Source organism: Pseudomonas sp. GL-B-12, assembly GCF_019955895.1.
Classification (GTDB): domain Bacteria; phylum Pseudomonadota; class Gammaproteobacteria; order Pseudomonadales; family Pseudomonadaceae; genus Aquipseudomonas.
This window is the reverse complement of record NZ_JAHBCX010000002.1, coordinates 128,063-152,446: the sequence shown is the minus strand read 5'-3', so window position 1 is coordinate 152,446 and position 24,384 is coordinate 128,063. Positions and strand designations below refer to the sequence as shown.

General features: G+C 59.3%; 21 protein-coding genes. 15 read left to right on the top strand and 6 right to left on the bottom strand.

All coding sequences use genetic code 11. The features are described 5' to 3' along the window. Positions 1-95 precede the first annotated feature (95 nt). Complete coding sequence (locus KGA85_RS01375; protein WP_095197272.1) at positions 96-836, bottom strand: phosphoadenylyl-sulfate reductase; 741 nt, start codon at positions 834-836, stop codon at positions 96-98. A 173-nt stretch (positions 837-1,009) separates the two neighbouring features. Here KGA85_RS01375 and thrH point away from each other — a divergent pair, with 173 nt between their 5' ends. Continuing rightward, the gene (gene thrH / locus KGA85_RS01370; protein WP_223461372.1) at positions 1,010-1,627 is read left to right on the top strand and encodes a bifunctional phosphoserine phosphatase/homoserine phosphotransferase ThrH; all 618 of its coding nucleotides are present in this window, start codon (positions 1,010-1,012) and stop codon (positions 1,625-1,627) included. Positions 1,628-1,678: 51 nt separating this feature from the next. Here thrH and pabB read toward each other — a convergent pair whose 3' ends face one another. The 4 genes from pabB to KGA85_RS01350 form a co-directional block, all read right to left on the bottom strand. Next, positions 1,679-3,022, bottom strand: a complete 1,344-nt coding sequence (pabB, locus tag KGA85_RS01365; protein WP_223533932.1) for an aminodeoxychorismate synthase component I — start codon at positions 3,020-3,022, stop codon at positions 1,679-1,681. A gap of 264 nt (positions 3,023-3,286) precedes the next feature. Then, on the bottom strand, positions 3,287-4,273 hold the full coding sequence (locus KGA85_RS01360) for an alpha-L-glutamate ligase-like protein (RefSeq protein WP_223461376.1): 987 nt from the start codon (positions 4,271-4,273) through the stop codon (positions 3,287-3,289). Next, positions 4,273-5,808: an inactive transglutaminase family protein gene (locus tag KGA85_RS01355; RefSeq protein WP_223542851.1), complete on the bottom strand. Its 1,536-nt coding sequence runs from the start codon at positions 5,806-5,808 to the stop codon at positions 4,273-4,275. The genes KGA85_RS01360 and KGA85_RS01355 overlap by 1 nt, the downstream gene beginning before the upstream one ends. 5 nt (positions 5,809-5,813) lie before the next feature. Then, on the bottom strand, positions 5,814-6,350 hold the full coding sequence (locus KGA85_RS01350) for an ATP-dependent zinc protease (RefSeq protein ID WP_223461380.1): 537 nt from the start codon (positions 6,348-6,350) through the stop codon (positions 5,814-5,816). Positions 6,351-6,648: 298 nt separating this feature from the next. Between KGA85_RS01350 and KGA85_RS01345 the strand changes: the two genes are divergently transcribed. The 6 genes from KGA85_RS01345 to prpD all read left to right on the top strand — a co-directional run bounded on the left by KGA85_RS01345 (position 6,649) and on the right by prpD (position 15,166). Beyond that, a complete protein-coding gene (locus tag KGA85_RS01345) occupies positions 6,649-7,368 on the top strand; it encodes a GntR family transcriptional regulator (RefSeq protein WP_008048579.1) in 720 nt (239 codons plus the stop codon). Beyond that, positions 7,365-8,255 carry a methylisocitrate lyase gene (gene prpB / locus KGA85_RS01340; RefSeq protein WP_008061726.1) on the top strand — a complete coding sequence of 297 codons (891 nt, stop codon included), beginning with the start codon at positions 7,365-7,367 and terminating at the stop codon, positions 8,253-8,255. Before KGA85_RS01345 ends, prpB begins: the two co-directional genes overlap by 4 nt. Positions 8,256-8,297: 42 nt before the next feature. Next, positions 8,298-9,425, top strand: a complete 1,128-nt coding sequence (gene prpC, locus KGA85_RS01335) for a 2-methylcitrate synthase (protein ID WP_223542850.1) — start codon at positions 8,298-8,300, stop codon at positions 9,423-9,425. A gap of 203 nt (positions 9,426-9,628) precedes the next feature. Continuing rightward, a complete protein-coding gene (gene acnD, locus KGA85_RS01330) occupies positions 9,629-12,223 on the top strand; it encodes a Fe/S-dependent 2-methylisocitrate dehydratase AcnD (RefSeq protein ID WP_223461382.1) in 2,595 nt (864 codons plus the stop codon). Between the two features lie 64 nt (positions 12,224-12,287). Further along, positions 12,288-13,478, top strand: a complete 1,191-nt coding sequence (prpF, locus tag KGA85_RS01325) for a 2-methylaconitate cis-trans isomerase PrpF (protein WP_223461384.1) — start codon at positions 12,288-12,290, stop codon at positions 13,476-13,478. A gap of 203 nt (positions 13,479-13,681) precedes the next feature. Beyond that, on the top strand, positions 13,682-15,166 hold the full coding sequence (prpD, locus tag KGA85_RS01320) for a 2-methylcitrate dehydratase (protein ID WP_223454999.1): 1,485 nt from the start codon (positions 13,682-13,684) through the stop codon (positions 15,164-15,166). Between the two features lie 93 nt (positions 15,167-15,259). Here prpD and KGA85_RS01315 read toward each other — a convergent pair whose 3' ends face one another. Further along, a complete protein-coding gene (locus tag KGA85_RS01315) occupies positions 15,260-16,078 on the bottom strand; it encodes a pyruvate, water dikinase regulatory protein (protein WP_150724649.1) in 819 nt (272 codons plus the stop codon). A 173-nt stretch (positions 16,079-16,251) separates the two neighbouring features. Here KGA85_RS01315 and ppsA point away from each other — a divergent pair, with 173 nt between their 5' ends. From ppsA to KGA85_RS01275, 8 genes are all read left to right on the top strand, one after another. Then, positions 16,252-18,627, top strand: coding sequence for a phosphoenolpyruvate synthase (ppsA, locus tag KGA85_RS01310; protein WP_223454997.1), 2,376 nt, complete (start codon positions 16,252-16,254; stop codon positions 18,625-18,627). A gap of 93 nt (positions 18,628-18,720) precedes the next feature. Further along, positions 18,721-19,716 carry an alpha/beta fold hydrolase gene (locus tag KGA85_RS01305; protein WP_223454995.1) on the top strand — a complete coding sequence of 332 codons (996 nt, stop codon included), beginning with the start codon at positions 18,721-18,723 and terminating at the stop codon, positions 19,714-19,716. A 134-nt stretch (positions 19,717-19,850) separates the two neighbouring features. Then, positions 19,851-20,339, top strand: coding sequence for a ribonuclease E activity regulator RraA (rraA, locus tag KGA85_RS01300; protein WP_223455002.1), 489 nt, complete (start codon positions 19,851-19,853; stop codon positions 20,337-20,339). Between the two features lie 34 nt (positions 20,340-20,373). Further along, entirely contained in the window at positions 20,374-21,369 is a 996-nt protein-coding gene (locus tag KGA85_RS01295) for a zinc transporter ZntB (RefSeq protein ID WP_223454993.1), read from the top strand. 62 nt (positions 21,370-21,431) lie between these two features. Next, positions 21,432-21,680, top strand: a complete 249-nt coding sequence (locus KGA85_RS01290; protein ID WP_223454991.1) for a CrfX protein — start codon at positions 21,432-21,434, stop codon at positions 21,678-21,680. Between the two features lie 2 nt (positions 21,681-21,682). Continuing rightward, positions 21,683-22,507 (top strand): mechanosensitive ion channel family protein, encoded by an 825-nt coding sequence (locus KGA85_RS01285; protein WP_008048604.1) that lies wholly within the window; start codon positions 21,683-21,685, stop codon positions 22,505-22,507. Between the two features lie 90 nt (positions 22,508-22,597). Further along, complete coding sequence (sigX, locus tag KGA85_RS01280) at positions 22,598-23,188, top strand: RNA polymerase sigma factor SigX (protein WP_150753300.1); 591 nt, start codon at positions 22,598-22,600, stop codon at positions 23,186-23,188. A 107-nt stretch (positions 23,189-23,295) separates the two neighbouring features. Then, positions 23,296-24,339 (top strand): OmpA family protein, encoded by a 1,044-nt coding sequence (locus KGA85_RS01275; RefSeq protein ID WP_223454989.1) that lies wholly within the window; start codon positions 23,296-23,298, stop codon positions 24,337-24,339. Positions 24,340-24,384: the final 45 nt, after the last annotated feature.

The following is a 24,384-nucleotide window of genomic DNA, read 5'->3' as shown; positions in this document are numbered from 1 at the left end:
CGCGAAGGCGGTGTATCAGTCAGTAAATGCATCGACTGACACGACGCCTTCGCGAGCAAGCCCGCTCCCACAGGGGGATTTCACAAGGCTTGGGATCAGTCTTTCGACTTGCTGATGATATTCCCCGCATGCAGCCCGCATTCCTTCTGCGTCGCTTCTTCCCACCACCAGCGGCCTTCGCGCTCATGTTGGTTTGGCAGTACCGGGCGGGTGCAAGGTTCGCAGCCGATGCTGATGAAACCGCGTTCGTGCAGGCTGTTGTACGGCAGTTCCAGCATGCGGATGTAGCCCCAGATCTCTTCGCTGGTCATTTGCGCCAGCGGGTTGAACTTGTACAGGGTGCGTTCCGGGGTGGAGAACGCGGTGTCGATTTCCATCACCGCGACGGCGCTGCGGGTCCCGGGGCTCTGGTCCCGGCGCTGGCCGGTGGCCCAGGCTTTCACGCCGGACAGCTTGCGGCGCAGTGGTTCGATCTTGCGGATGCCGCAGCATTCGCCATGGCCGTCCTTGTAGAAGCTGAACAGGCCTTTTTCCTTCACGAACGGTTCAAGTTTCGTGTAGTCCGGCGACACCAACTCGATGTCGATCTTGTAGTGCTCGCGCACCTGATCGATGAAGCGGTAGGTCTCGGGGTGCAAGCGGCCGGTGTCGAGGCTGAACACCTTGACGTTCTTGTTCAGCTTCCAGGCCATGTCCACCAGCACCACATCCTCGGCGCCGCTGAAAGATATCCACAGGTCATCGCCGAACTCGGCAAAAGCGAGTTTCAGAATGTCCTGGGCGGATTTGTTGGCATAGGTCGTGGCGAGTTCCACGACGTCGAACGTTGGGCTCATCAGGGCGGCTTCCTATAGGTCGGTGGCGCTGGGCGCTCTATATGGGGTCGATGGTAACAAAAAGCTGCACGGGCCGGGGCATCCTCTGCGTTGCGCAGGCAGGCCCGAGTCGCTAGAGTTCGGCAGTCTTTTTGCTCGCTCGACTCAATAATCAATACAAATGGGAGTGTCTTGTGGAAATTGCCTGTCTGGATCTTGAAGGTGTGCTGGTTCCGGAAATCTGGATCGCCTTCTCCGAAAAAACCGGGATCGAATCCCTCAGGGCCACCACCCGGGACATTCCCGACTACGACGTGCTGATGAAGCAGCGCCTGCGGATTCTCGACGAGCACGGCCTGAAGCTCTCCGACATTCAGGAAGTGATCGCCACACTCAAGCCGCTGGACGGCGCCATCGAGTTCGTCGACTGGCTGCGCGAGCGTTTCCAGGTGGTGATCCTGTCGGACACCTTCTACGAGTTCTCCCAGCCGCTGATGCGTCAACTGGGTTTCCTGACCTTGCTCTGCCATCGCCTGATTACTGACGATAGCGGGCGAGTCACTGGCTACCAGTTGCGTCAGAAAGATCCCAAGCGTCAGTCGGTCCTGGCCTTCAAGAGCCTCTACTACCGGGTGATCGCGGCGGGGGATTCCTACAACGACACCACGATGCTGGGCGAGGCCGATGCCGGGATTCTGTTCCATGCGCCGGATAACGTGATCAGTGAGTTCCCGCAGTTCCCGGCGGTGCACACGTTTGAAGCATTGAAGCAGGAGTTCATCAAGGCTTCGAACCGGACGTTGAGCCTGTAACTCGATCCCCTGTGGCGAGGGGGCTTGCCCCCTCGCCACAAAAGTACTGCATTACAGACTTTGCAGGGTTTCGAGCAGCACCTTCACCTTGGTGATTGACTCCTGATACTCAGCCTGCCACTCCGAATCCGCAACAATCCCGCCACCGCCCCAGCAACACACCTGTCCGTCCTTGACCAGCAAACTACGGATGGCGATGGAGCTGTCCATCTCGCCGCGCACGTCCAGGTACAGCAATGAACCGCAATACAGCCCGCGCCGGGTCGGTTCCAGCTCATCGATGATCTGCATGGCGCGAATCTTTGGCGCACCGGTAATCGAGCCGCCGGGGAAGCTGCCGGCGATCAGGTCCATGGCATCGCGCTCATCCGCCAGTTCACCGGTGACGCTGCTCACCAGGTGGTGCACGTTCGGATAGCTTTCCAGGCTGAACAGTTCCGGCACCCGTACCGAACCGGTACGGCAGGTACGACCGAGGTCATTGCGCAGCAGATCGACAATCATCAGGTTTTCCGCGCGATCCTTGGGGCTGGCCAGCAATTCGGCGGCGTTCGCGGTGTCTTGCTCAGGCGTCAGGCCCCGCGGGCGGGTGCCCTTGATCGGACGGGTTTCCACATGGCCCTGACTGACTTTGACGAAGCGTTCCGGCGACAGGCTGAGTACGGCATCGCCGTCAGGCAAGCTTTGGAAACCGGAAAAAGGCGTCGGGCACGCAGCGCGCAGCGCGCAGTAAGCGGCCCACGGATCACCCTGGCAGGGTGCGCGAAACCGTTGGGCGAAATTGACCTGATAACAGTCGCCGGCCTGAATGTATTGCTGGATGCGCTCGATGGCCTGTTGATACTGGTCAGCGCTCAGGTCGGCAGTCATCGGGGTGAGCAGTTTGAAGGGCGCGACCACTTCCGGCGCAGACTGGCTAAACAGGTCGATCAGGCGCTGACGCTCGCTGTCGGGCAGAGTCGGGTGGAACACCAATTGACTGGTCTGCGAAAGGTGATTGCTGATCAATGCCCAGGTGTACAAGCCGAAACGCGCGTCGGGCAGATGCAGGTCGTCCCGCGCCTGGCTCGGCAGGCGCTCCAGATGCCGGCCGAAGTCGTAACTCAGGTAGCCGATCAATCCACCGGCAAACGGCAACTCATAAGGTGCCGGCAGAGTGGCTTCGCCCAGGCGTGTCAGGTTATCGCGCAGGCGTTGCAGGAAAGCGTCACCACTTTCGTCGGGCGATACCGTCAATTGTTCCAGCGGCCAGGCGCTGAGCAGGTCATAGCGACCGCGGTCGGCGCTGGGGCGGCCACTGTCGAGCAGCACGGCGCCGGGGGCATGACGAATCGCCGCGAAATATTCGGCGGGGTTGGCGCGATAGGGCAGCGGGTGTACGGAACAGGTCAACATGGGCGGGGGAAGTCAGCCATCGAGGCGGGGTGGCGATTGTAGTCCTCTGCAGGATTTGGTCCTAGAGGGATGTTGGAAAGAGCTAAGTTTGCAGCGGCTGTATGAAACCTGTGGCGAGGGGGCTCGTCGGAACGCCGCACCGCCCCGTTCGGCTGCGCAGCAGTCGTGAAATCGGCTGGCAAGGTCTGCCTGATACTCTTGAATTGGATGGTTTTTGGGGTTGCTTCGCAACCCAACGGGGGCAAGCCCCCTCGCCACAAGGGATCAGCCTTCGACTGCAGGAATATGCCCAAACATCTCCTGCACAAACGCCACGCGCTCTTCGACCGATTCAGTCACGCCACGAGCCTTGAGGTCTTCCAGCCGCGCCTCGACCGCATGAGTACGCAACGTCAGGCCGCAGTCATTGGCAATCTGGATATTCAGCCCCGGGCGGGCGTTGAGCTCCAGAATCAGCGGGCCTTTTTCCTGGTCCAGGACCATGTCGACACCGATGTAGCCCAACCCGCACAACTCATGACAGCCAGCGGCGAGTTTCATGAAACCGTCCCAGTAGGGCAGTTGCACGCCATCCACCGCATTCGTGGTGTCCGGGTGTTTGTTGATGATGTTGTTCAGCCAGGTTCCGCGCAGGGTCAGGCCGGTGGCCAGGTCCACGCCGACACCGATGGCGCCCTGGTGCAGGTTGGCCTTGCCGTTGGACTGGCGCGTCGGCAGACGTAACATGGCCATCACCGGGTAGCCCATCAAAACAATGATGCGAATGTCCGGCACGCCTTCATAGCTGATGCTTTTGAAGATCTGGTCCGGAATCACGCGGTACTCGATCAGCGCCCGGTCGCGGTGACCGCCCAGGGAGTACAGGCCGGTCAGGATGCTGGAAATCTGATGTTCGATTTCTTCATGGCTGATGATCCGGCCGGACACCGAGCGATATCGGCCTTCAAAACGGTCGGCGATGACCAGGATGCCATCTCCGCCAGCGCCCTGGGCCGGTTTGATCACGAAGTCACTGCGTGCGCCGATGATCTCCTCGAGATTGTCGATTTCCTTCTCGGTGGAGATCACGCCATACAGCTCGGGCACATGGATGCCGGCGGCGATGGCGCGCTCCTTGGTGATGATCTTGTCATCGACGATCGGGTACAGGCTGCGCTTGTTGTACTTGAGCACGTAGTCTGCGTTGCGCCGATTGATCCCCATGATGCCCCGGGCTTCCAGGGCCTTCCAGGTCTTCCAGAAGCCGAACATCAGGCGTCAGCCTTTTTCAGGAAGGCCTTGAAACGCACCAGTTCGGTCAGGCGATAACCGCGATAACGACCCATGGCCAGCATGAAGGCCACCAGGATCAGCAGGATCGCCGGGAAGGTGAACACGAAGTACACCAGTTCCGGCACGGTCATGATCAGGTGTGCCAGGGACGCGGCGAACAGTGTGCCAATGGCCACCTTCATGGCATGGCCACCGCCGCGTTCTTCCCAGGTGATCGACAGGCGTTCGATGGTCATGGTCAGGATCACCATCGGGAACAGCGCCACCGACAAGCCACGCTCCAGGCCAAGTTTATGGCTGAACAGACTGATCGCCGCAATCAACACCACCACGAACGTCAGCACCACCGACAGCCTCGGCAGCATTTGCAGTTTCAGGTGTTCGAGGTAGGAGCGCAGCGACAGGCCCAGCGCCGTGATGATGGTAAACAGCGCGATACCGAAGCCGAGCTGGGTTTCGCGGAAGGCCAGGGCGATCAGCACCGGGGTGAAGGTGCCCAAGGTCTGGATGCCGATCAGGTTGCGCAGGATCAGGATCACCAGCACGCCGATCGGGATCATCACCATGATCATGAAGGTCTGCTGGGTTTGCAGCGGCAGGCCGTACAGCGAGTACTCGAGGAAGTTGGCGTCGGTGTTTTCGTCGGTCAGCTTGGCCAGACGAATGGCGTTCATTTCGCTGTTGTTCAGGCTGAAGGTCACGTTGGCTTTCTTGCCGCCGTCGACGGTGATCAGGTTTTCGTCGCCGGTCCACCACAGCAGGCGGTCGGTCGGCAGGCCCTGTTCACCGGTTTCCGGGTTGAAGTACAGCCAGTCGGTGCCATTGAAACTGCGCAGCCACAGCTCCGGTATTTGCGGCTGGTCGGCCACCAGGCGGATGGTGTGGACCTTCTCGATCGGCACGTGGGCGATGGACAGCAGCAATTCGACGATTTTCGCCTTGTGCGCAGTGGATGGATCACCGGCCAGCAGCAGTTTCACGTTGTCATCGTTGAGGTTGTTGACCCGCTTGATGGCTTCGCCGACAAAGGTTTCGACGTCGGCCGAGTGCTGGCGAATCGGTGCGAGCAGGGCTTCGGCGGCGATTTTTTCCGGGCCTTCGATGGTCATGCTGTCGCGAAAGGTCGGGCCTTTGATCTTGGCTTTCTCACCGGAATAACGCTTGGTCAGCACCAGGCGGTAATACAGCGTCTGATTGCCTTTGGCCCGGCGTGCCGACCAGGTGACCTTGCGGTTGCCGTCGACCCGGTTCACGGCCACGCCGTAGTTGTTGGAGATGAAGCTCTCGTTGAGGCTGACGAAGTCGCGGCTCAGCGGTGGCACGAACATCTGGATCTTGACCGGGTCCTTGGCACTGGCGACGAACTCGACCTTGGCGTCGATGTTCCACAGGTCGTCGGTGGCGTCTTCGGTCACCGGGATGCCCAGCACGAAGATCTGATAGGCCGTAACTGAAATGCCCAGCACCACCAGGATGGCGATCAGCAGTTTCAGGTGAAGGGTAAGAGAGCGCATTGAAATTACTCGGCGGTATGAGCGTCGGTGGTGCAGGCAGGTTTGCCGGCAGCATATTTAAGGCTGGGGTCAACCAGTGCATCGAAGCGCTTGAGTGCTTCGGAGCCAATCAGTAGCGGGTATTGGAAAGCGCTGCGGTCGGTCAGGTTCACTTCGATGCTGCGCAGGGCCGAGCCCATGCAGATGTCCAGTTCGATCACCGGGCGGGCGGTGTACTTCTTGCCCTCTTCGGGGTCGTAGTCGCCGGCCCGGCGCTTGATCTTGCTGACACGGGCCAGCGGGCGTTCGATCGGGTGCGAATGGGCGGCGTCGATGGCCAGGTAAAAGCGCACCCACGACTCGCCGTTGCGTTTGAAGCGTTTGATATCCCGTGCACTCAGGGAAGCGGTTTTCGCCCCGGTGTCGAGTTTGGCCGCCACTTCCAGATCGATACCATTGAGCGATGCGTACTCATTGAGGCCATACACGGTCTTTTCCCCGGCGATTGCGAAGCCGGGCAGGCAAAGGAAATAAAGGAAGGTAGGGAAGGGCTTGAGTCTCATAAATCCTGGTGCGCAGCGGTCCGACTTGATTCAAGGCCCTGGCATCGCTGCGCAAGCTCCCTCGTATGCCTGGCAGGGTTTTATGACAGGCAGTGCAGATGTGACAAACAAATGCGGGCGGCATTCTAGCACGGTGGTTTGATGGCGCCAGCGCTGGCCGGTGGCTATAACCTTAGGGGCTTGCTTCGTTATGGTGCAGCCGGTTATCAGAAGATTGTCGACAATATCGATTTATCCTTTGACTGTATCGTCTGTATTCGTTAGTTTTTACGGCACTTGCTTACAAGGTGTCGACAATATGCTGGATCAACTCGATCCCCCGGTTTCTACGCAAGACGATACGGAGACACTTTCCGAGAACGTCTTCCGCCGCATTCAAGCGGCCATCGTCAAGGGCGATATAGCACCGGGCAGCAAAATCTCCGAACCGGAACTGGCGCGCACCTACGGCATCAGCCGGGGCCCGTTGCGCGAGGCCATCCACCGTCTGGAAGGCCAGCGCCTGCTGGTTCGCGTGCCGCATGTCGGCGCACGGGTGGTGTCGCTCAATCACGCCGAACTGATTGAGCTATACGAAATCCGCGAATCCCTGGAAGGCATGGCCTGTCGCCTGGCCGCCGAACGCATGAGCCTCGAAGAAATCGACGAACTGCGTCGGGTCCTGGAAACCCACGAGCGCGATGAAGCGTTTCAGGCCGGCCGGGGCTACTACCAGCAGGAAGGCGATTTCGACTTCCACTACCGAATCATCCAGGGCAGCGGCAACCGCACGCTGACCCAGATGCTCTGCGGCGAGCTGTATCAACTGGTGCGCATGTACCGCATCCAGTTTTCCACCACGCCCAATCGCCCGCACCAGGCGTTTGCCGAGCACCACCGCATTCTCGATGCCATCGCCGACCGTGACGGTGAACTGGCCGAGTTGTTGATGCGCCGTCACATCGGCGCCTCCAAACGCAACATCGCCCGTCATTACCAGGACGGCGCCAACCCGACAGCCAAACGAGGTGAGTCATGAGTTTGAACAAGAGCACTCCAGGCCAGCGTTTCCGCGATGCGGTCGCCAGCGAGCATCCATTGCAAGTGGTCGGCGCGATCAACGCCAACCATGCGCTGCTGGCCAAGCGCGCCGGTTTCAAGGCGATCTACCTGTCGGGTGGCGGGGTGGCTGCCGGCTCCCTCGGCGTGCCGGACCTGGGCATCACCGGTCTGGATGACGTGCTGACCGACGTGCGCCGTATCACCGATGTCTGCGACCTGCCGCTGCTGGTGGACGTGGACACCGGTTTCGGTTCCTCGGCGTTCAACGTCGCTCGCACCGTCAAGTCGATGATCAAGTTCGGCGCGGCGGCGATTCACATCGAAGACCAGGTTGGCGCCAAGCGCTGCGGTCACCGTCCTAATAAAGAGATTGTGACCCAGCAGGAAATGGTCGACCGCATCAAGGCCGCCGTCGATGCGCGTACCGATGACAGCTTCGTGATCATGGCCCGTACCGACGCCCTGGCGGTGGAAGGTCTGGAGTCTGCCCTGGATCGCGCCGCCGCGTGCATCGAGGCCGGCGCCGACATGGTGTTCCCGGAAGCCATCACTGAGCTTGAAATGTACAAGCTGTTCGCCAGCCGTGTGAAAGCGCCGATCCTGGCCAACATCACTGAGTTCGGCGCGACGCCGCTGTACACCACCGAACAACTGGCCGCTGCCGACGTATCGCTGGTGCTGTACCCGCTGTCGGCATTCCGCGCCATGAACAAGGCTGCAGAAAACGTCTACACCGCGATCCGTCGCGATGGCACGCAACAGAACGTCATCGACACCATGCAGACGCGCATGGAGCTTTACGATCGCATCGACTACCACACCTTCGAGCAGAAGCTCGATGCGTTGTTCGCCGCGAAAAAGTAAGTCGAATAACTCCCTAATAAATTCAAGAAATTGGAGGCAGAAATGGCCGAAGCAAAAGTACTCAGTGGCGCCGGGCTCCGTGGCCAGGTAGCCGGGCAAACCGCACTGTCCACCGTGGGCCAGTCGGGTGCCGGTCTGACCTATCGTGGTTATGATGTTCGTGAACTGGCGGCTGACGCACAGTTCGAAGAAGTTGCCTACCTGCTGCTGTACGGCGAACTGCCGAGCAAGGCGCAACTGAATGCCTACATCACCAAGCTGAGCAAGCTGCGTGACCTGCCGCAAGCGCTGAAAGAAGTGCTGGAACGCATCCCCGCCGACGCCCACCCGATGGACGTGATGCGCACGGGCTGCTCGTTCCTGGGCAACCTGGAGCCGGAGAGCAACTTCTCCGAGCAACACGACAAGACCGACCGCCTACTGGCCGCGTTCCCGGCGATCATGACCTACTGGTATCGCTTCAGCCACGAAGGCAAGCGCATCGATTGCGTGAGCGACGAGCAGTCCATCGGCGGCCATTTCCTGCACCTGCTGCACGGCAAGAAACCGAGCGAGCTGCACGTCAAGGTGATGAACGTTTCGCTGATCCTCTACGCGGAGCACGAGTTCAACGCCTCGACCTTCACCGCACGTGTTTGCGCGTCGACCCTGTCCGACCTGTACTCGTGCATTACCGCAGCCATCGGCTCGCTGCGTGGCCCGCTGCACGGCGGTGCCAACGAAGCGGCGATGGAAATGATCGAGCGTTTCTCGTCGCCGGAAGACGCGATCAAGGGCACCCTCGGCATGCTCGAGCGCAAGGACAAGATCATGGGCTTCGGCCACGCGATCTATAAGGACAACGATCCGCGCAACGAGGTGATCAAGGGCTGGTCGAAAAAGCTTGCTGACGAAGTGGGCGACAAGGTGTTGTTCCCGGTGTCCGAAGCCATCGACAAGACCATGTGGGAGCAGAAAAAACTGTTCCCGAACGCCGACTTCTACCATGCCTCGGCGTACCACTTCATGGGCATCCCGACCAAGTTGTTCACACCGATTTTCGTCTGCTCGCGCCTGACCGGCTGGGCCGCCCACGTGTACGAACAACGTGCCAACAACCGCATCATCCGTCCAAGCGCCGAGTACACCGGCGTAGAACAGCGCAAGTTCGTACCAATCGAACAACGCTGAATGGTGGAGGTCGGCACCGGGATCTGAATGCAACACAGATCCCTGTGGGAGCGAGCCTGCTCGCGATGACGGACTGACATTCAACATCAATGTCGCCAGTTCCATCGCTATCGCGAGCAGGCTCGCTCCCACAGTGGATTGTGTTGGCTTCGAAGCCGGTGCCAGGCCCCGCCTTTTGTAACTACCGTGACCGAGTCCTGACGATGAACACTGAATTCCGCAAATCGCTGCCCGGCAGCAAACTGGATTACTTCGACGTCCGTGCGGCTGTCGAGGCCATTCAGCCCGGCGCCTACGACACCCTGCCTTACACCTCTCGCGTGCTGGCGGAAAACCTTGTGCGTCGCTGCGACCCGGCCACGCTCACCGAATCCCTGAAGCAATTCATCGAACGCAAGCGCGACCTCGACTTCCCGTGGTTCCCGGCCCGCGTGGTGTGCCACGACATTCTCGGCCAGACCGCGCTGGTCGACCTCGCCGGCCTGCGTGACGCCATCGCCCTGCAAGGCGGCGATCCTGCGCAAGTCAACCCGGTGGTGCCGACGCAACTGATCGTCGACCACTCCCTGGCCGTCGAGCGCGGTGGTTTCGATCCAGAGGCGTTCGAGAAGAACCGTGCCATCGAAGACCGTCGCAACGAAGACCGTTTCCACTTCATCAACTGGACCAAGAAGGCGTTCAAGAACGTCGACGTGATCCCGCCGGGCAACGGCATCATGCACCAGATCAACCTGGAGAAAATGTCTCCGGTGATCCAGGTGCGTGACGGTGTGGCCTTCCCTGATACCTGCGTCGGAACCGACAGCCACACCCCGCACGTCGATGCGTTGGGCGTGATCGCCATCGGTGTCGGTGGCCTGGAAGCCGAGAGCGTGATGCTCGGCCGCGCATCGTGGATGCGTCTGCCGGAAAGCGTTGGCGTCGAACTGACTGGCAAGCTGCAGCCGGGCATCACCGCCACCGACATGGTGCTGGCGCTGACCGAGTTCCTGCGCAAGCAGAAAGTGGTCGGTGCATGGCTGGAGTTCTTCGGCGAAGGCGCCTCCGCGCTGACCCTCGGCGACCGTGCGACCATCTCCAACATGGCCCCGGAATACGGCGCCACCGCGGCGATGTTCTACATCGACCAGCAGACCATCGACTACCTCAAACTTACCGGCCGTGAAGACGAGCAGGTGCAGTTGGTCGAGAACTACGCCAAGCAGACCGGCCTGTGGGCTGACAGCCTCAAAGGCGCGCAGTACGAGCGCGGCCTGACGTTCGACCTGTCTTCGGTTGTGCGCAACATGGCTGGCCCGAGCAACCCGCACGCCCGTGTCGCGGTTTCGGATCTGGCAGCCAAAGGCATCTCCGGCCAATGGGACGATGTGCCGGGTCAAATGCCGGACGGCGCGGTGATCATCGCCGCCATCACCAGCTGCACCAACACCAGCAACCCGCGCAACGTGATCGCCGCCGGCCTGCTGGCGCGCAACGCCAACAAGCTCGGCTTGACCCGTAAGCCATGGGTCAAGTCCTCTCTGGCTCCGGGTTCGAAAACCGTCGCGCTGTACCTCGACGAAGCCGGCCTGACCGATGAACTGGATAAGCTTGGCTTCGGCGTCGTGGCCTTCGCCTGCACCACCTGCAACGGCATGTCCGGCGCGCTAGATCCGGTGATCCAGCAAGAGATCATCGACCGCGACCTGTACGCCACTGCCGTGTTGTCCGGTAACCGCAACTTTGACGGCCGGATTCACCCGTACGCCAAGCAGGCGTTCCTGGCTTCGCCGCCACTGGTGGTCGCTTACGCCATCGCCGGCACCATCCGTTTCGACATCGAAAAAGATGTGCTGGGCGTGGTGGATGGCAAGGAAATCCGCCTGAAAGACATCTGGCCGAGCGACGAAGAAATCGACTCGGTGGTGAAGGCCTCGGTCAAGCCGGAGCAGTTCCGTCAGGTATACATCCCGATGTTCGCCATCCACGAAGACACCGGTCCGAAAGTCGCGCCGCTGTACGAATGGCGCGAGATGAGCACCTACATCCGCCGTCCGCCGTACTGGGAAGGTGCGCTGGCCGGCGCCCGTCCGCTCAAGGGCATGCGTCCGCTGGCCGTGCTGCCGGACAACATCACCACCGATCACCTGTCGCCGTCCAACGCCATCATGCTCGACAGCGCCGCTGGCGAATACCTGGCGAAAATGGGCCTGCCGGAAGAGGACTTCAACTCTTACGCGACTCACCGTGGTGACCACCTGACTGCGCAGCGCGCAACCTTCGCCAACCCGAAACTGTTCAACGAAATGGTTCAGGAAAACGGCAAGGTCAAGCAGGGTTCGCTGGCCCGTGTCGAGCCGGAAGGCAAAGTGATGCGCATGTGGGAAGCCATCGAGACCTACATGGATCGCAAGCAGCCGCTGATCATCATCGCAGGTCAAGACTACGGTCAGGGTTCGTCCCGCGACTGGGCGGCCAAGGGCGTGCGTCTGGCGGGTGTGGAAGCGATTGCCGCCGAAGGTTTCGAACGCATTCACCGCACCAACCTGGTGGGCATGGGTGTGTTGCCTCTGGAATTCAAAGCGGGCACCAACCGCCACACCCTGGCCATCGACGGCAGCGAAACCTACGACGTGATTGGCGACCGCACCCCGAGTGCCGAGCTGACACTGGTGATTCATCGCAAGAATGGCGAGCGCGTCGATGTGCCGGTGACCTGCCGCCTCGACACCGCCGAAGAAGTGTCGATCTACGAAGCCGGCGGCGTGTTGCAACGCTTCGCCCAGGACTTCCTCGAAGAATCGGCGGTTGCCGTCTAAAACGCTGCACAGACATGGGACTTTGAGTCCCATGTCTGTTTCTAGATTAGGAGTAACGAGCACCATGGCTCACGCACCGCAGATCAAAATTCCCGCTACCTACATGCGCGGCGGCACCAGCAAAGGCGTGTTTTTCAGCCTGAAGGATTTGCCTGAAGCGGCACAGGTCCCAGGCCCGGCCCGCGACGCTTTGCTGCTGCGCGTGATCGGCAGCCCCGACCCGTACGACAAACAAATCGACGGCATGGGCGGCGCGACCTCCAGCACCAGCAAAACCGTGATCCTGTCGAAAAGTATCAAGGCCGATCACGATGTCGATTACCTGTTCGGTCAGGTGTCGATCGACAAGCCCTTCGTGGACTGGAGCGGCAACTGCGGCAACCTGTCGGCGGCGGTCGGCTCGTTCGCCGTCAGCAACGGCCTGGTGGACGCCAGCCGCATCCCGCACAACGGCATGGCGGTGGTTCGCGTGTGGCAGGCCAACATCGGCAAGACCATCATCGCTCACGTACCGATCACCAATGGTGAAGTGCAGGAAACCGGTGATTTCGAACTCGATGGCGTGACCTTCCCGGCGGCCGAAGTGCAGATCGAGTTCCTCGATCCGGCGGCGGACGAGGAGGGCGGCGGCGGTTCGATGTTCCCTACCGGCAACCTGGTGGATGACCTGGAAGTGCCCGGCGTCGGTACCTTCAAGGCGACCATGATCAACGCCGGCATCCCGACGATTTTCGTCAATGCCGAAGACATCGGCTACAAAGGCACCGAGTTGCAGGGCGCGATCAATGGCGACCCGAAAGCCTTGCTGATGTTCGAAACCATCCGCGCTTACGGCGCATTGCGCATGGGCCTGATTTCCAACATCGACGAAGCGGCCAAACGCCAACACACGCCAAAAGTGGCCTTCGTGGCCAGGCCGGCGGACTACGTTTCGTCCAGCGGCAAAGCCATTGCGGCAGGCGATGTCGACCTGTTGGTGCGTGCGCTGTCCATGGGCAAGCTGCACCACGCAATGATGGGCACGGCGGCAGTCGCCATCGGCACGGCGGCAGCGATCACTGGCACGCTGGTTAACCTCGCAGCGGGTGGCACCGAACGCAACGCGGTGCGCTTCGGCCACCCGTCCGGTACCTTGCGCGTCGGCGCAGAGGCCAGCCAGGTCAACGGCGAATGGACCGTGAACAAAGCCATCATGAGCCGCAGTGCGCGGGTGTTGATGGAAGGTTATGTGCGTGTGCCGGGTGACTCCTTCTAACCCAGACACGGGACCAATGTGGGAGCGGGCTTGCTCGCGAAGGCGGTGAATCAGGCAATATTGATGTCGACTGACACACCGTCTTCGCGAGCAAGCCCGCTCCCACATTTTGAATGCATTACCAAAACAAGAAAGCAGTAACCCGCTGAGAATGCTCTGAACCGAGGTCCCATCAACGACCCACTTCATAGAGTGAATCGAACATGAGTGCCAACGTCGACCTGAACAACCGCCCCGACTACGACAAGGTCCTGCAGGACATTGCCGATTACGTCCTCAACTACAAGATCGAGTCAGAAGAGGCGCTGGATACCGCGCGCAACTGCCTGATCGATACCTTGGGTTGCGGCCTGCTGGCCCTGCGTTTTCCCGAGTGCACCAAGCATCTCGGGCCTGTGGTCGAAGGCACCGTCGTACCGTTCGGCGCCCGGGTTCCGGGCACGTCTTATCGGCTTGATCCGGTCAAGGCTGCGTGGGACATCGGCTGTATCGTACGTTGGCTCGATTACAACGACACCTGGCTCGCGGCCGAGTGGGGGCATCCGTCGGATAACCTCGGTGGCATCCTTGCGGTGGCTGACCATCTGTCGCAAAAAAGGCTGGCCAATGGCGAGGCGCCGTTGACCGTGCGCACGGTGCTTGAGGCGATGATCATGGCCCACGAGATTCAGGGCGTGATCGCGCTGGAAAACTCGTTCAATCGTGTCGGCCTCGATCACGTCATCCTGGTGAAGGTCGCCTCGACTGCGGTCACCGCCAAACTGATGGGCGCCAATCGCGAGCAGTTGTTGTCGGCGTTGTCCCACGCTTTTGCTGACGGTCAGGCGTTGCGCACGTATCGGCATGCGCCGAATGCCGGATCGCGGAAGTCCTGGGCGGCAGGTGATGCATCCAGCCGTGGCGTGCGCCTGGCGGACATCGCGATGCGCGGCGAGATGGGCATCCCCGGCGTATTGAGTACCAAACAGTGGGGTTTTTACGACGTACTGTTCAGCCACACCAATAGCGATCTGGCACTCAAGCCTGAAGACAAGCGCGGGTTCAGTTTCTCGCGGCCGTACGGCAGTTATGTGATGGAAAATGTGCTGTTCAAGATCAGTTTTCCGGCCGAGTTTCACGCGCAAACCGCGTGTGAAGCGGCGGTGACTCTGCATCCGCAAGTGCGCAATCGTCTGCACGAAATCGACCGGATCGTCATCACCACTCATGAGTCAGCGATTCGCATCATTTCCAAGATCGGTCCGCTGGCCAATGCCGCCGACCGCGATCACTGCATCCAGTACATGACCGCCGTGCCGCTGGCCTTCGGCAACCTGGTTGCGGAGTACTACGAAGACGATTTCCACCAGGCGCATCCGATCATCGATGTGCTGCGCGAGAAAATGGTCATCGTCGAAGAACCGCGCTACACCCGTGAATATCTGGAGGCCGACAAGCGCTCGATTGCCAACGCGGTGCAGGTGTTTTTCAAGGACGGTTCGAGCACGGAAAACGTCGTCGTGGAATACCCGATTGGGCATCGTCGGCGTCGGGCTGAAGGTATTCCGTTGCTGGAGGAGAAATTCAGGGCGAACTTGCTGACACGATTCGCGGGGCAGCGTAGCGAGGAGATTTTTGCGCTGTGCAAGGATCAGCAGAAACTTGAGGCGACACCGGTGAACCGGTTTGTGGATTTGTTTGTTATCTAGAAGCAGCTACAAGCTGCAAGCTTAAAGCTGCAAGTCAGGGCAGTAGCGCCTTATTGCTTGTCGCTTGAAGCTTGTGGCTTGTAGCTGTCTCTCTTACTTGAACCGCCGCTCCACACCTTTCTCCACAAGAATTTTCGCGGAGATTTCTTCCACGGAAAAATGCGTGGAGTTGATGTGCGGGATGTTTGCACGGCGGAACAGGTTCTCGACCTCGCGCACTTCGAACTCGCACTGGGCGTAGCTCGAATAGCGGCTGTTGGGTTTGCGCTCGTTGCGGATCGCGGTGAGGCGGTCCGGGTCGATGGTCAGGCCGAACAGCTTGTGCTGGTGGGCGCGCAGGGCGGACGGCAGTTGCAGGCGTTCCATGTCGTCTTCGGTCAGCGGGTAGTTGGCCGCGCGGATGCCGAATTGCATCGCCATGTACAGGCACGTCGGCGTCTTACCACATCGCGACACGCCCACTAGTATCAGGTCGGCCTTGTCGTAATAGTGCGTGCGGGCGCCATCGTCGTTGTCGAGGGCGAAGTTCACCGCTTCGATACGCTCCATGTAGTTGGTGTTGGAGCCGATGGAGTGGGATTTGCCCACGGTGTAGGAAGAATGCTCGGTCAGTTCCTGTTCAAGCGGTGCCAGGAACGTCGAGAAAATGTCGATCATGAAACCATTCGAGGTTGCGAGAATCTCACGAATGTCCTGATTGACGATGGTGTCGAAGATAATCGGACGGAAGCCGTCGGTTTCGGCGGCTTTGTTGATTTGTTGTACCATGGCCCGCGCTTTGTCCACGTTGTCGATATACGGCCGCGTGACTTTGCTGAAGGTAATGTTTTCGAACTGCGCCAGAAGGCTTTGGCCGAGGGTTTCGGCGGTAATGCCTGTACCATCGGAGATAAAGAAAGCAGATCGTTTCATTTGCACCTTGGGCCTTAAGCTAGTGACGAATCTTGGATATGATAGGCGCGGTTTGCCGGCCGCCATTGGCCCGCATTCTCACTTATTTTCCAGGTCCAGGCCATATAGCCGGTAAACGCTCCCCCGAGCAGCCGGTTTTGAGCTTTTCCAACACAGTTAGTGGAGAGATCACCTTGGTAGAGTACGTAGTTTCCCTCGATAAGCTCGGCGTCCATGATGTAGAGCATGTGGGGGGCAAGAACGCATCCCTCGGCGAGATGATCAGCAATCTGGCAGGCGCCGGTGTATCGGTGCCCGGTGGCTTCGCCACGACCGCTCAGGCTTATCGTGATTTCCTGGAGTTGAGCGGCCTGAACCAGCAGATTCATGACGCACTCGATGCCCTGGACGTCGATGACGTGAATGCCCTGGCCAAGACCGGTGCCCAGATCCGCCAATGGATCATGGAAGCCGAGTTCCCTGAAAAACTGAATGCCGAAATTCGTACCGCGTTCGCCACGCTGTCCGCCGGCAACCCTGACATGGCCGTGGCCGTGCGTTCTTCGGCCACCGCCGAAGACTTGCCGGACGCTTCCTTTGCCGGCCAGCAGGAAACCTTCCTGAACATCCGTGGTGTCGAAAACGTCATTCGCGCCGCCAAAGAGGTGTTCGCCTCGCTGTTCAACGACCGCGCCATTTCCTATCGCGTGCACCAGGGCTTCGACCACAAGCTGGTTGCCCTGTCTGCTGGCGTGCAGCGCATGGTCCGTTCCGAAACCGGCACCGCCGGCGTGATGTTCACCCTCGATACCGAATCGGGCTTCCGAGACGTGGTGTTCATCACCGGCGCCTACGGCCTGGGTGAAACCGTCGTACAAGGCGCGGTGAACCCGGATGAGTTCTACGTCCACAAGGGCACGCTGGCTGCTGGTCGTCCGGCCATCCTGCGTCGCAACCTGGGCAGCAAGGCCATCAAGATGATTTACGGCGACGAAGCCAAGGCCGGTCGTTCGGTCAAGACCGTCGACGTGGACAAGGCTGAACGCGCGCGTTTCTGCCTGACCGACGCCGAAGTCAGCGAGCTGGCCAAGCAGGCGATGATCATCGAGAAGCACTACAAGTGCCCGATGGACATCGAATGGGCCAAGGACGGTGACGACGGCAAGCTGTACATCGTGCAGGCCCGTCCGGAAACCGTGAAGAGCCGCACCCAGGCCAACGTCATGGAACGTTACCTGCTGAAGGAAACCGGCACCGTGCTGGTAGAAGGCCGTGCCATCGGCCAGCGCATCGGCGCCGGCAAGGTCCGCATCATCAAGGACGTGTCCGAGATGGACAAGGTCCAGCCAGGCGACGTACTGGTTTCCGACATGACCGACCCGGATTGGGAACCGGTCATGAAGCGCGCCAGCGCGATCGTCACCAACCGTGGCGGCCGTACTTGCCACGCGGCGATCATCGCCCGTGAGCTGGGTATTCCAGCGGTAGTAGGTTGCGGCAACGCCACCCATCTGTTGAAAGATGGCCAGGGCGTGACCGTTTCCTGCGCTGAAGGCGACACCGGTTTCATCTTCGAAGGCGAACTGGGCTTCGACATCAAGAAAAACTCCGTGGACGCCATGCCGGAGCTGCCGTTCAAGATCATGATGAACGTCGGCAACCCGGATCGCGCCTTCGACTTCGCGCAGCTGCCGAACGCCGGTGTGGGCCTGGCCCGTCTGGAGTTCATCATCAACCGCATGATCGGCGTGCACCCTAAAGCACTGCTGAACTACGACGGTCTGCCGCTGGACATCAAGGAAAGCGTCGACAAGCGTATCGCCGGTTACGACGATCCGGTCGGCTTCTATGTCGAGAAACTGGTCGAAGGCATCAGCACCCTGGCGGCTGCGTTCTGGCCGAAAAAGGTCATCGTGCGTCTGTCGGACTTCAAGTCCAACGAATACGCCAACCTGATCGGCGGCAAGCTGTACGAGCCGGAAGAAGAGAACCCGATGCTGGGCTTCCGCGGTGCCTCGCGTTACATCAGCGAATCGTTCCGCGACTGCTTCGAACTCGAATGCCGCGCCCTCAAGCGCGTGCGCAACGAGATGGGCCTGACCAACGTCGAAATCATGGTGCCGTTCGTCCGAACCCTGGGCGAAGCGAGCCAGGTGGTGGATCTGCTGGCGGAAAACGGCCTGGCCCGTGGCCAGAACGGCCTGCGCGTGATCATGATGTGCGAACTGCCGTCCAACGCCATCCTGGCGGAAGAGTTCCTCGAGTTCTTCGACGGTTTCTCCATCGGTTCCAACGACCTGACCCAGCTGACCCTGGGCCTGGACCGTGACTCCGGGATCATTGCGCACCTGTTCGACGAGCGTAACCCGGCGGTGAAGAAGCTGCTGGCCAATGCCATTGCCGCGTGCAACAAGGCCGGCAAATACATCGGCATTTGCGGTCAGGGCCCTTCGGATCACCCGGACCTGGCCAAGTGGCTGATGGAGCAGGGCATTGAAAGCGTTTCGTTGAACCCGGACTCCGTGCTGGAAACCTGGTTCTTCCTGGCTGAGGGTCAGGCGCAGGCTTGATCGGTGAGTGAAGAGGCCGGTCATTGACCGGCCTCTTTGGATTCATGTAGGGCGGGCTCCATCTGGATGCCGCCCTTTTTTGTGCAAGAGATTATGCAAAGCAGCAGCAACCTATTTCCTGTCGCTCTGATCAGCGCCGAACGGCGCGGCGATCTGAGCGAAGATGTCTATCGTTTGAAACCCGGTAACAGCCCCGACTTCACCGTCGAACTGGCTGTGACACGCCTTGGCATGGCCGATGAGTCGTCCTCCCGTGGCGTGCCGGTGATCCTGCTGCACGGCAGCTTTTCCAATCGCCGGTTCTGGTTTTCCCCCAAAGGCATCGGGCTTGGCGCTTACCTGGCTCGCTTGGGGTTCGACGTCTGGATTCCGGAAATGCGCGGTCACGGCTTGTCCCAGCGCAACCAGAACTACCGCAAGAACGGCGTCGCCGACTATGCCCGCTACGATCTCCCGGCCATTGGCGCGTTCGTGCGTGAACAGAGCGGACAGATTCCTCACTGGATCGGCCATTCACTGGGCGGTATTACGCTGGCAGCTGCATTGGGTGGCGAGTACATCGGCGAGCCGGTCGTGGCCTCTGCGGCGTTTTTTGGGACGCAAGTCAGTCGTACTTACTGGCCGCTGAAAATCCCTCCGGTGGAGTGGAGTGGGCGCTTTATTCTCAAGCGTTTTGCTCAATTGTCCGGTTCACGCCTCAAGCGCGGCCCGGAGGACGAGCCGATTGGCCTGGCCCTGGAAAGCATGCGCTGGTTTGGCTTGTTCGGGCGCTTCGGCGATGCCGACAAGGACTGGTGGGCAGGCCTGGCCGAGGTCAAGTTGCCCGTACTGGCGGTCAGTGCCGCGGGTGATCATCAGGACCCGGCCTGGGCGTGTCGCAAGCTGTTCGATCAGGTCGGTTCGCAGCACAAGCAATTCATCAATCTGGGGCGCGAGCAGGGCTTCGGCGACAATTTCGGTCACGTGGAAATGCTCGTCAGCAAGGCAGCCCAGGCTGAAGTCTGGCCGTTGGTGACTCGCTGGTTGGCCGATCAGCAGACACCTTTGCCGGGAGCACAACAGGATTTGGCCGCGGCAATCCGAGCCTGACGCTCTAACAAGGGCATTTCGCTCTGATCGGCTTGCGGCTAAGATATGACGCATTGAGCTGTTCCGGTCACTTTCCGTGACTGAGTCATCACTGATGTTCGTGCTGTCTTCCTCTTTACAGGAGTTTCTCGATGATCCATTACCTCACGCCTGACCTGTGCGACGCCTATCCGGAACTGGTGCAGGTGCTGGAACCGATGTTCAGCAATTTCGGCGGCCGTGATTCATTCGGCGGCGAAATCGTGACCATCAAGTGCTTCGAAGACAACTCGCTGGTCAAGGAGCAAGTCGAGCTCAAGGGGAATGGCAAGGTCCTGGTGGTCGATGGCGGGGGTTCCCTGCGTCGTGCGCTAATGGGTGACATGCTCGCCGAGAAAGCCGCTAAAAATGGCTGGGAAGGCCTGGTGATCTACGGTTGCATCCGTGACGTCGACATCATCGCGCAAACCGACCTGGGGGTTCAGGCCTTGGCCAGCCACCCGATGAAAACCGACAGGCGCGGTGTCGGTGACCTCAACGTTGCCGTGACCTTCGCCGGCGTGACCTTCCATCCGGGCCATTACATCTATGCGGACAACAACGGCGTGATCATCTCGCCAAGCCCGCTTGCAATGCCTGAGTAAGCTTTAGACGACTTTTTTGAAGAATGGAATGCGGATGTTCGAGGAAGAAAACGCGCAATGGGGGCTGGTGCATGCCCTGGTGCTGGACGGTAGAGGCGGCGCGCGTTCGATTGCCCGGACTGAACTTGATGACTTGCAGCTGCAGGCCCACGAAAGCCTGTGGCTGCACTGGGATCGCAGTCATCCGCAAACCCGGACCTGGTTACGCAAATCCAGCGGTCTGAGCGAATTCAGCTGTGACCTGTTACTCGAAGAAAACACCCGTCCGCGCCTTTTACAGCTTTCGGACAGCGAACTGCTGCTATTTTTGCGCGGGGTCAATCTGAACCCCGGTGCCGAGCCGGAAGACATGGTGTCGGTGCGGATCTTCGGCTCTGCCCAGCGTGTCATTTCTCTGCGTTTGCGTCCGTTGCGTGCCACTGACGAGTTGCTGGTGCAACTGTCCGAGGGCAAGGGGCCGAAAACTGCCTCCGAACTCATCCTTTGCATGGCGCAGTACCTCACCAACAAGGTGCAGGATCTGGTCAGCTGTCTCTCGGAAGTGGTCGATGAGGAAGAAGAAAAGCTGGATTCCGACGAACGGTATACTCCTGAGCACGGATCGGTTTTGCAGATTCGTCGCCGGGCGGCTGCGTTGAAGCGCTTTCTTGCTCCGCAGCGGGACATTTTTGGTCAACTGACGCGGATCAAATTGCCCTGGTTCGTCGAGGACGATGGCGATTACTGGAACGAATTGAACAACAGCCTGACCCGCTACCTCGAAGAGCTGGAATTGACCCGGGAGCGCGTAGGGCTGGTCCTGGAAGCTGAAGACCGTCGGTTGAGCGTGCGCATGAATCGCACGATGTATCGCTTCGGGATCATCACCGGGATCTTTTTGCCGATGAGTTTTCTGACCGGGCTTTTGGGGATCAACGTCGGTGGAATTCCATTCTCTGCCAGCCCTTATGGCTTTCTGATCGCCTGCCTGATGATGGTCTCGGTGGCGCTGGGGCAGTGGTGGTTATTCCGACGTTTGCGCTGGGTCTGAGGGAAACCATGTGACCCGACCAAAACTGACCGCGTCTTCCACAGACATCACGAGAGGTGCGTATGCACGATCCGTTTGAACAGTCTTTACGCGACATGCTCAAGGCCTCACCGTCCACCCGGGACGACGATGCGTGCCTGGGGCGTGTGCTGAAAACCGCCAACCGCCAGGTTGGCGCTGGCGATTTGTTCAGCCTCCTGGGCCGCTGGCTGCCCGCGATGATGATCGCCCTGAATAACGGATCGGCCCATGTCGCGCCGGTATCCCGTCTTCGTAAACCTGCTGCCCGCACTGCTGATAAGGCTGATTGAATATGGAACTTGATCTCTGGACTCAGAGCCTCGTCACTGCAATGACTGCGTTGTGGACCAAGGTTGCGAACTTCATTCCGAACCTGTTCGGCGCACTGGTTGTGCTGCTGTTGGGTTTTGTCGTGGCCAAACTGCTGGACACCTTGCTCTCCAAGTTGCTCGCCAAACTGGGCCTTGACCGCTTGATGGGTGGCACAGGCCTGACCAAGTTGCTGTCGCGCGCTGGATTGCAAGTCCCTATTTCGACCCTGATCGGCAAGATCGTCTATTGGTTCGTTCTGCTAATTTTTCTGGTTTCTGCCGCAGAATCCCTTGGGCTTGAGCGAGTTTCAGCTACGCTGGATATGCTTGCGTTGTATTTGCCGAAGGTTTTCGGCGCGGCGCTGGTGTTGCTGGTAGGTGTTTTGCTGGCGCAACTGGCCAATGGGCTGGTGCGTGGAGCGGCAGAAGGCGTGGGTCTGGACTATGCTTCAGGGCTTGGTCGAATTGCCCAGGGCTTGGTGATCATCATCAGTATTTCGGTTGCGATCAGCCAGTTGGAGGTCAAGACTGACCTGCTCAACCATGTGATCGTGATCGTGTTGATAACCGTTGGTCTGGCGGTAGCGCTGGCCATGGGGTTGGGAAGCCGGGAAATTGCCGGTCAGATTCTTGCGGGAATCTACGTGCGTGAGCTGTACCAGGTTGGGCAACAAGTGCGTGTTGGCGAGGTCGAAGGCCAGATCGAAGAGATCGGCACGGTTAAAACCACGTTGCTGACCGATGAGGGTGAGCTAGTCTCTCTTTCCAATCGGATTCTCCTTGAGCAGCATGTGAGTAGCCGCTAACCCGGCAAACCCTGCTAATGTATGCCGCCGCAAAATGCCTGCTGAAGCTGGCTGCGGCGGACATTGACCTGACTGTCGGCCCGACTTGTTTTGAATAAAGCCCAATCGCTATCCATGCGCTACGACCCCCGCGAGCTCTCTGATGAGGAGTTGGTCGCGCGCGCGCATTCCGAGCTGTTTCACGTAACACGCGCCTATGAAGAACTGATGCGGCGTTACCAGCGGACATTATTTAATGTGTGCGCACGATATCTCGGGAACGATCGCGACGCAGACGATGTCTGTCAGGAGGTCATGTTGAAGGTGCTGTATGGCCTGAAGAACTTCGAAGGTAAATCGAAGTTCAAGACGTGGCTATATAGCATCACGTACAACGAGTGCATCACACAGTATCGAAAGGAACGGCGAAAGCGTCGCTTGATGGACGCATTGAGTCTTGACCCCCTCGAGGAAGCGTCCGAAGAAAAGACGCCGAAACCTGAGGAAAAAGGTGGACTTGATCGCTGGCTGGTGTATGTGAACCCGATTGACCGTGAAATTCTGGTGCTACGATTTGTCGCAGAGCTGGAGTTTCAGGAGATCGCAGACATCATGCATATGGGTTTGAGTGCAACAAAAATGCGGTACAAACGCGCTCTAGATAAATTGCGTGAGAAATTTGCAGGCATTGCTGAAACTTAGTTCAGCGCAAATATCTCTTACGTGTAGGCAAGTTCTGTTAGACTTGCCGCCGAGTTGTCCCCCGGTTTGCGGGACTGCTTCACAATCACCAGATGGGGATTTAACGGATGAAACTGAAAAACACCTTGGGCTTGGCCATTGGTACTCTTATTGCCGCTACTTCGTTCGGCGCACTGGCACAAGGCCAAGGCGCAGTTGAAGGCGAGCTCAACTACGGGAAGAAGTACAACGACAGCGTTAACAACGTTGAAGACGGCTACACTCCTGGCGCCTCCATCGGTTACTTCTTGACCGACGACGTATCGTTGAACTTGACCTACAACAATGACGACCACACCCGTTCGAACAACGGTACTGGTAATCAGAAAATCGAAGGCGACCAGTTTGGTCTGAACGCTCAGTACCACTTCAACAACGCTGGCGACGCTCTGCGTCCTTACGTTCAAGGTGGTGTTAAGCACGGCAGCTTGACCAACGTAGCCGCTGACGGCCACACCGGTCGTGACCAGTCGACTTTCCTGACTGCTGGCGCTGGCCTGAAGTACTACTTCCTGGAAAACGTCTACGCTCGCGCTGGCGTAGAAGCTGACTACAAGCTGGACAACGGCCGTTGGGACTACATCCCGTCCGTAGGTCTGGGTGTGAACTTCGGTGGCGGCAACAAGCCTGTCGCTGCAGCTCCAGCTCCAGAAGTTTGCTCCGACAGCGACAACGATGGCGTTTGCGACAACGTTGACAAGTGCCCAGACACCCCAGCCAACGTAACTGTTGACGCTGATGGCTGCCCAGCTGTTGCTGAAGTCGTTCGTGTAGAGCTGGACGTGAAGTTCGACTTCGACAAGTCGGTAGTCAAGCCAAACAGCTACGGCGACATCAAGAACCTGGCTGACTTCATGAAGCAGTACCCATCCACCACCACTACTGTTGAAGGTCACACTGACTCCGTCGGTCCTGACGCTTACAACCAGAAACTGTCCGAGCGTCGTGCAAGCGCCGTTAAACAAGTTCTGACCAACCAGTACGGTGTTGAGTCGTCCCGCGTTCAGTCCGTTGGCTACGGCGAATCCCGCCCAGTTGCTGACAACAAAACTGAAGCTGGTCGCGCTGTTAACCGTCGCGTAGAAGCGCAGGTTGAAGCTCACGCTAAGTAATTAGCTCGCAGCTCTGAGAAAAGCCCGGCTCAGGCCGGGCTTTTC

Bases quoted from the DNA above. Each gene is read 5' to 3' on its own strand.
- KGA85_RS01375 (WP_095197272.1), bottom strand. From the start codon at position 836: ATGAGCCCAACGTTCGACGTCGTGGAACTCGCCACGACCTATGCCAAC.
- pabB (WP_223533932.1), bottom strand. From the start codon at position 3,022: ATGTTGACCTGTTCCGTACACCCGCTGCCCTATCGCGCCAACCCCGCC.
- KGA85_RS01360 (WP_223461376.1), bottom strand. From the start codon at position 4,273: ATGTTCGGCTTCTGGAAGACCTGGAAGGCCCTGGAAGCCCGGGGCATC.
- KGA85_RS01355 (WP_223542851.1), bottom strand. From the start codon at position 5,808: ATGCGCTCTCTTACCCTTCACCTGAAACTGCTGATCGCCATCCTGGTG.
- KGA85_RS01350 (WP_223461380.1), bottom strand. From the start codon at position 6,350: ATGAGACTCAAGCCCTTCCCTACCTTCCTTTATTTCCTTTGCCTGCCC.
- KGA85_RS01345 (WP_008048579.1), top strand. From the start codon at position 6,649: ATGCTGGATCAACTCGATCCCCCGGTTTCTACGCAAGACGATACGGAG.
- prpB (WP_008061726.1), top strand. From the start codon at position 7,365: ATGAGTTTGAACAAGAGCACTCCAGGCCAGCGTTTCCGCGATGCGGTC.
- prpC (WP_223542850.1), top strand. From the start codon at position 8,298: ATGGCCGAAGCAAAAGTACTCAGTGGCGCCGGGCTCCGTGGCCAGGTA.
- acnD (WP_223461382.1), top strand. From the start codon at position 9,629: ATGAACACTGAATTCCGCAAATCGCTGCCCGGCAGCAAACTGGATTAC.
- prpF (WP_223461384.1), top strand. From the start codon at position 12,288: ATGGCTCACGCACCGCAGATCAAAATTCCCGCTACCTACATGCGCGGC.
- prpD (WP_223454999.1), top strand. From the start codon at position 13,682: ATGAGTGCCAACGTCGACCTGAACAACCGCCCCGACTACGACAAGGTC.
- KGA85_RS01315 (WP_150724649.1), bottom strand. From the start codon at position 16,078: ATGAAACGATCTGCTTTCTTTATCTCCGATGGTACAGGCATTACCGCC.
- KGA85_RS01305 (WP_223454995.1), top strand. From the start codon at position 18,721: ATGCAAAGCAGCAGCAACCTATTTCCTGTCGCTCTGATCAGCGCCGAA.
- KGA85_RS01295 (WP_223454993.1), top strand. From the start codon at position 20,374: ATGTTCGAGGAAGAAAACGCGCAATGGGGGCTGGTGCATGCCCTGGTG.
- KGA85_RS01290 (WP_223454991.1), top strand. From the start codon at position 21,432: ATGCACGATCCGTTTGAACAGTCTTTACGCGACATGCTCAAGGCCTCA.
- KGA85_RS01285 (WP_008048604.1), top strand. From the start codon at position 21,683: ATGGAACTTGATCTCTGGACTCAGAGCCTCGTCACTGCAATGACTGCG.
- KGA85_RS01275 (WP_223454989.1), top strand. From the start codon at position 23,296: ATGAAACTGAAAAACACCTTGGGCTTGGCCATTGGTACTCTTATTGCC.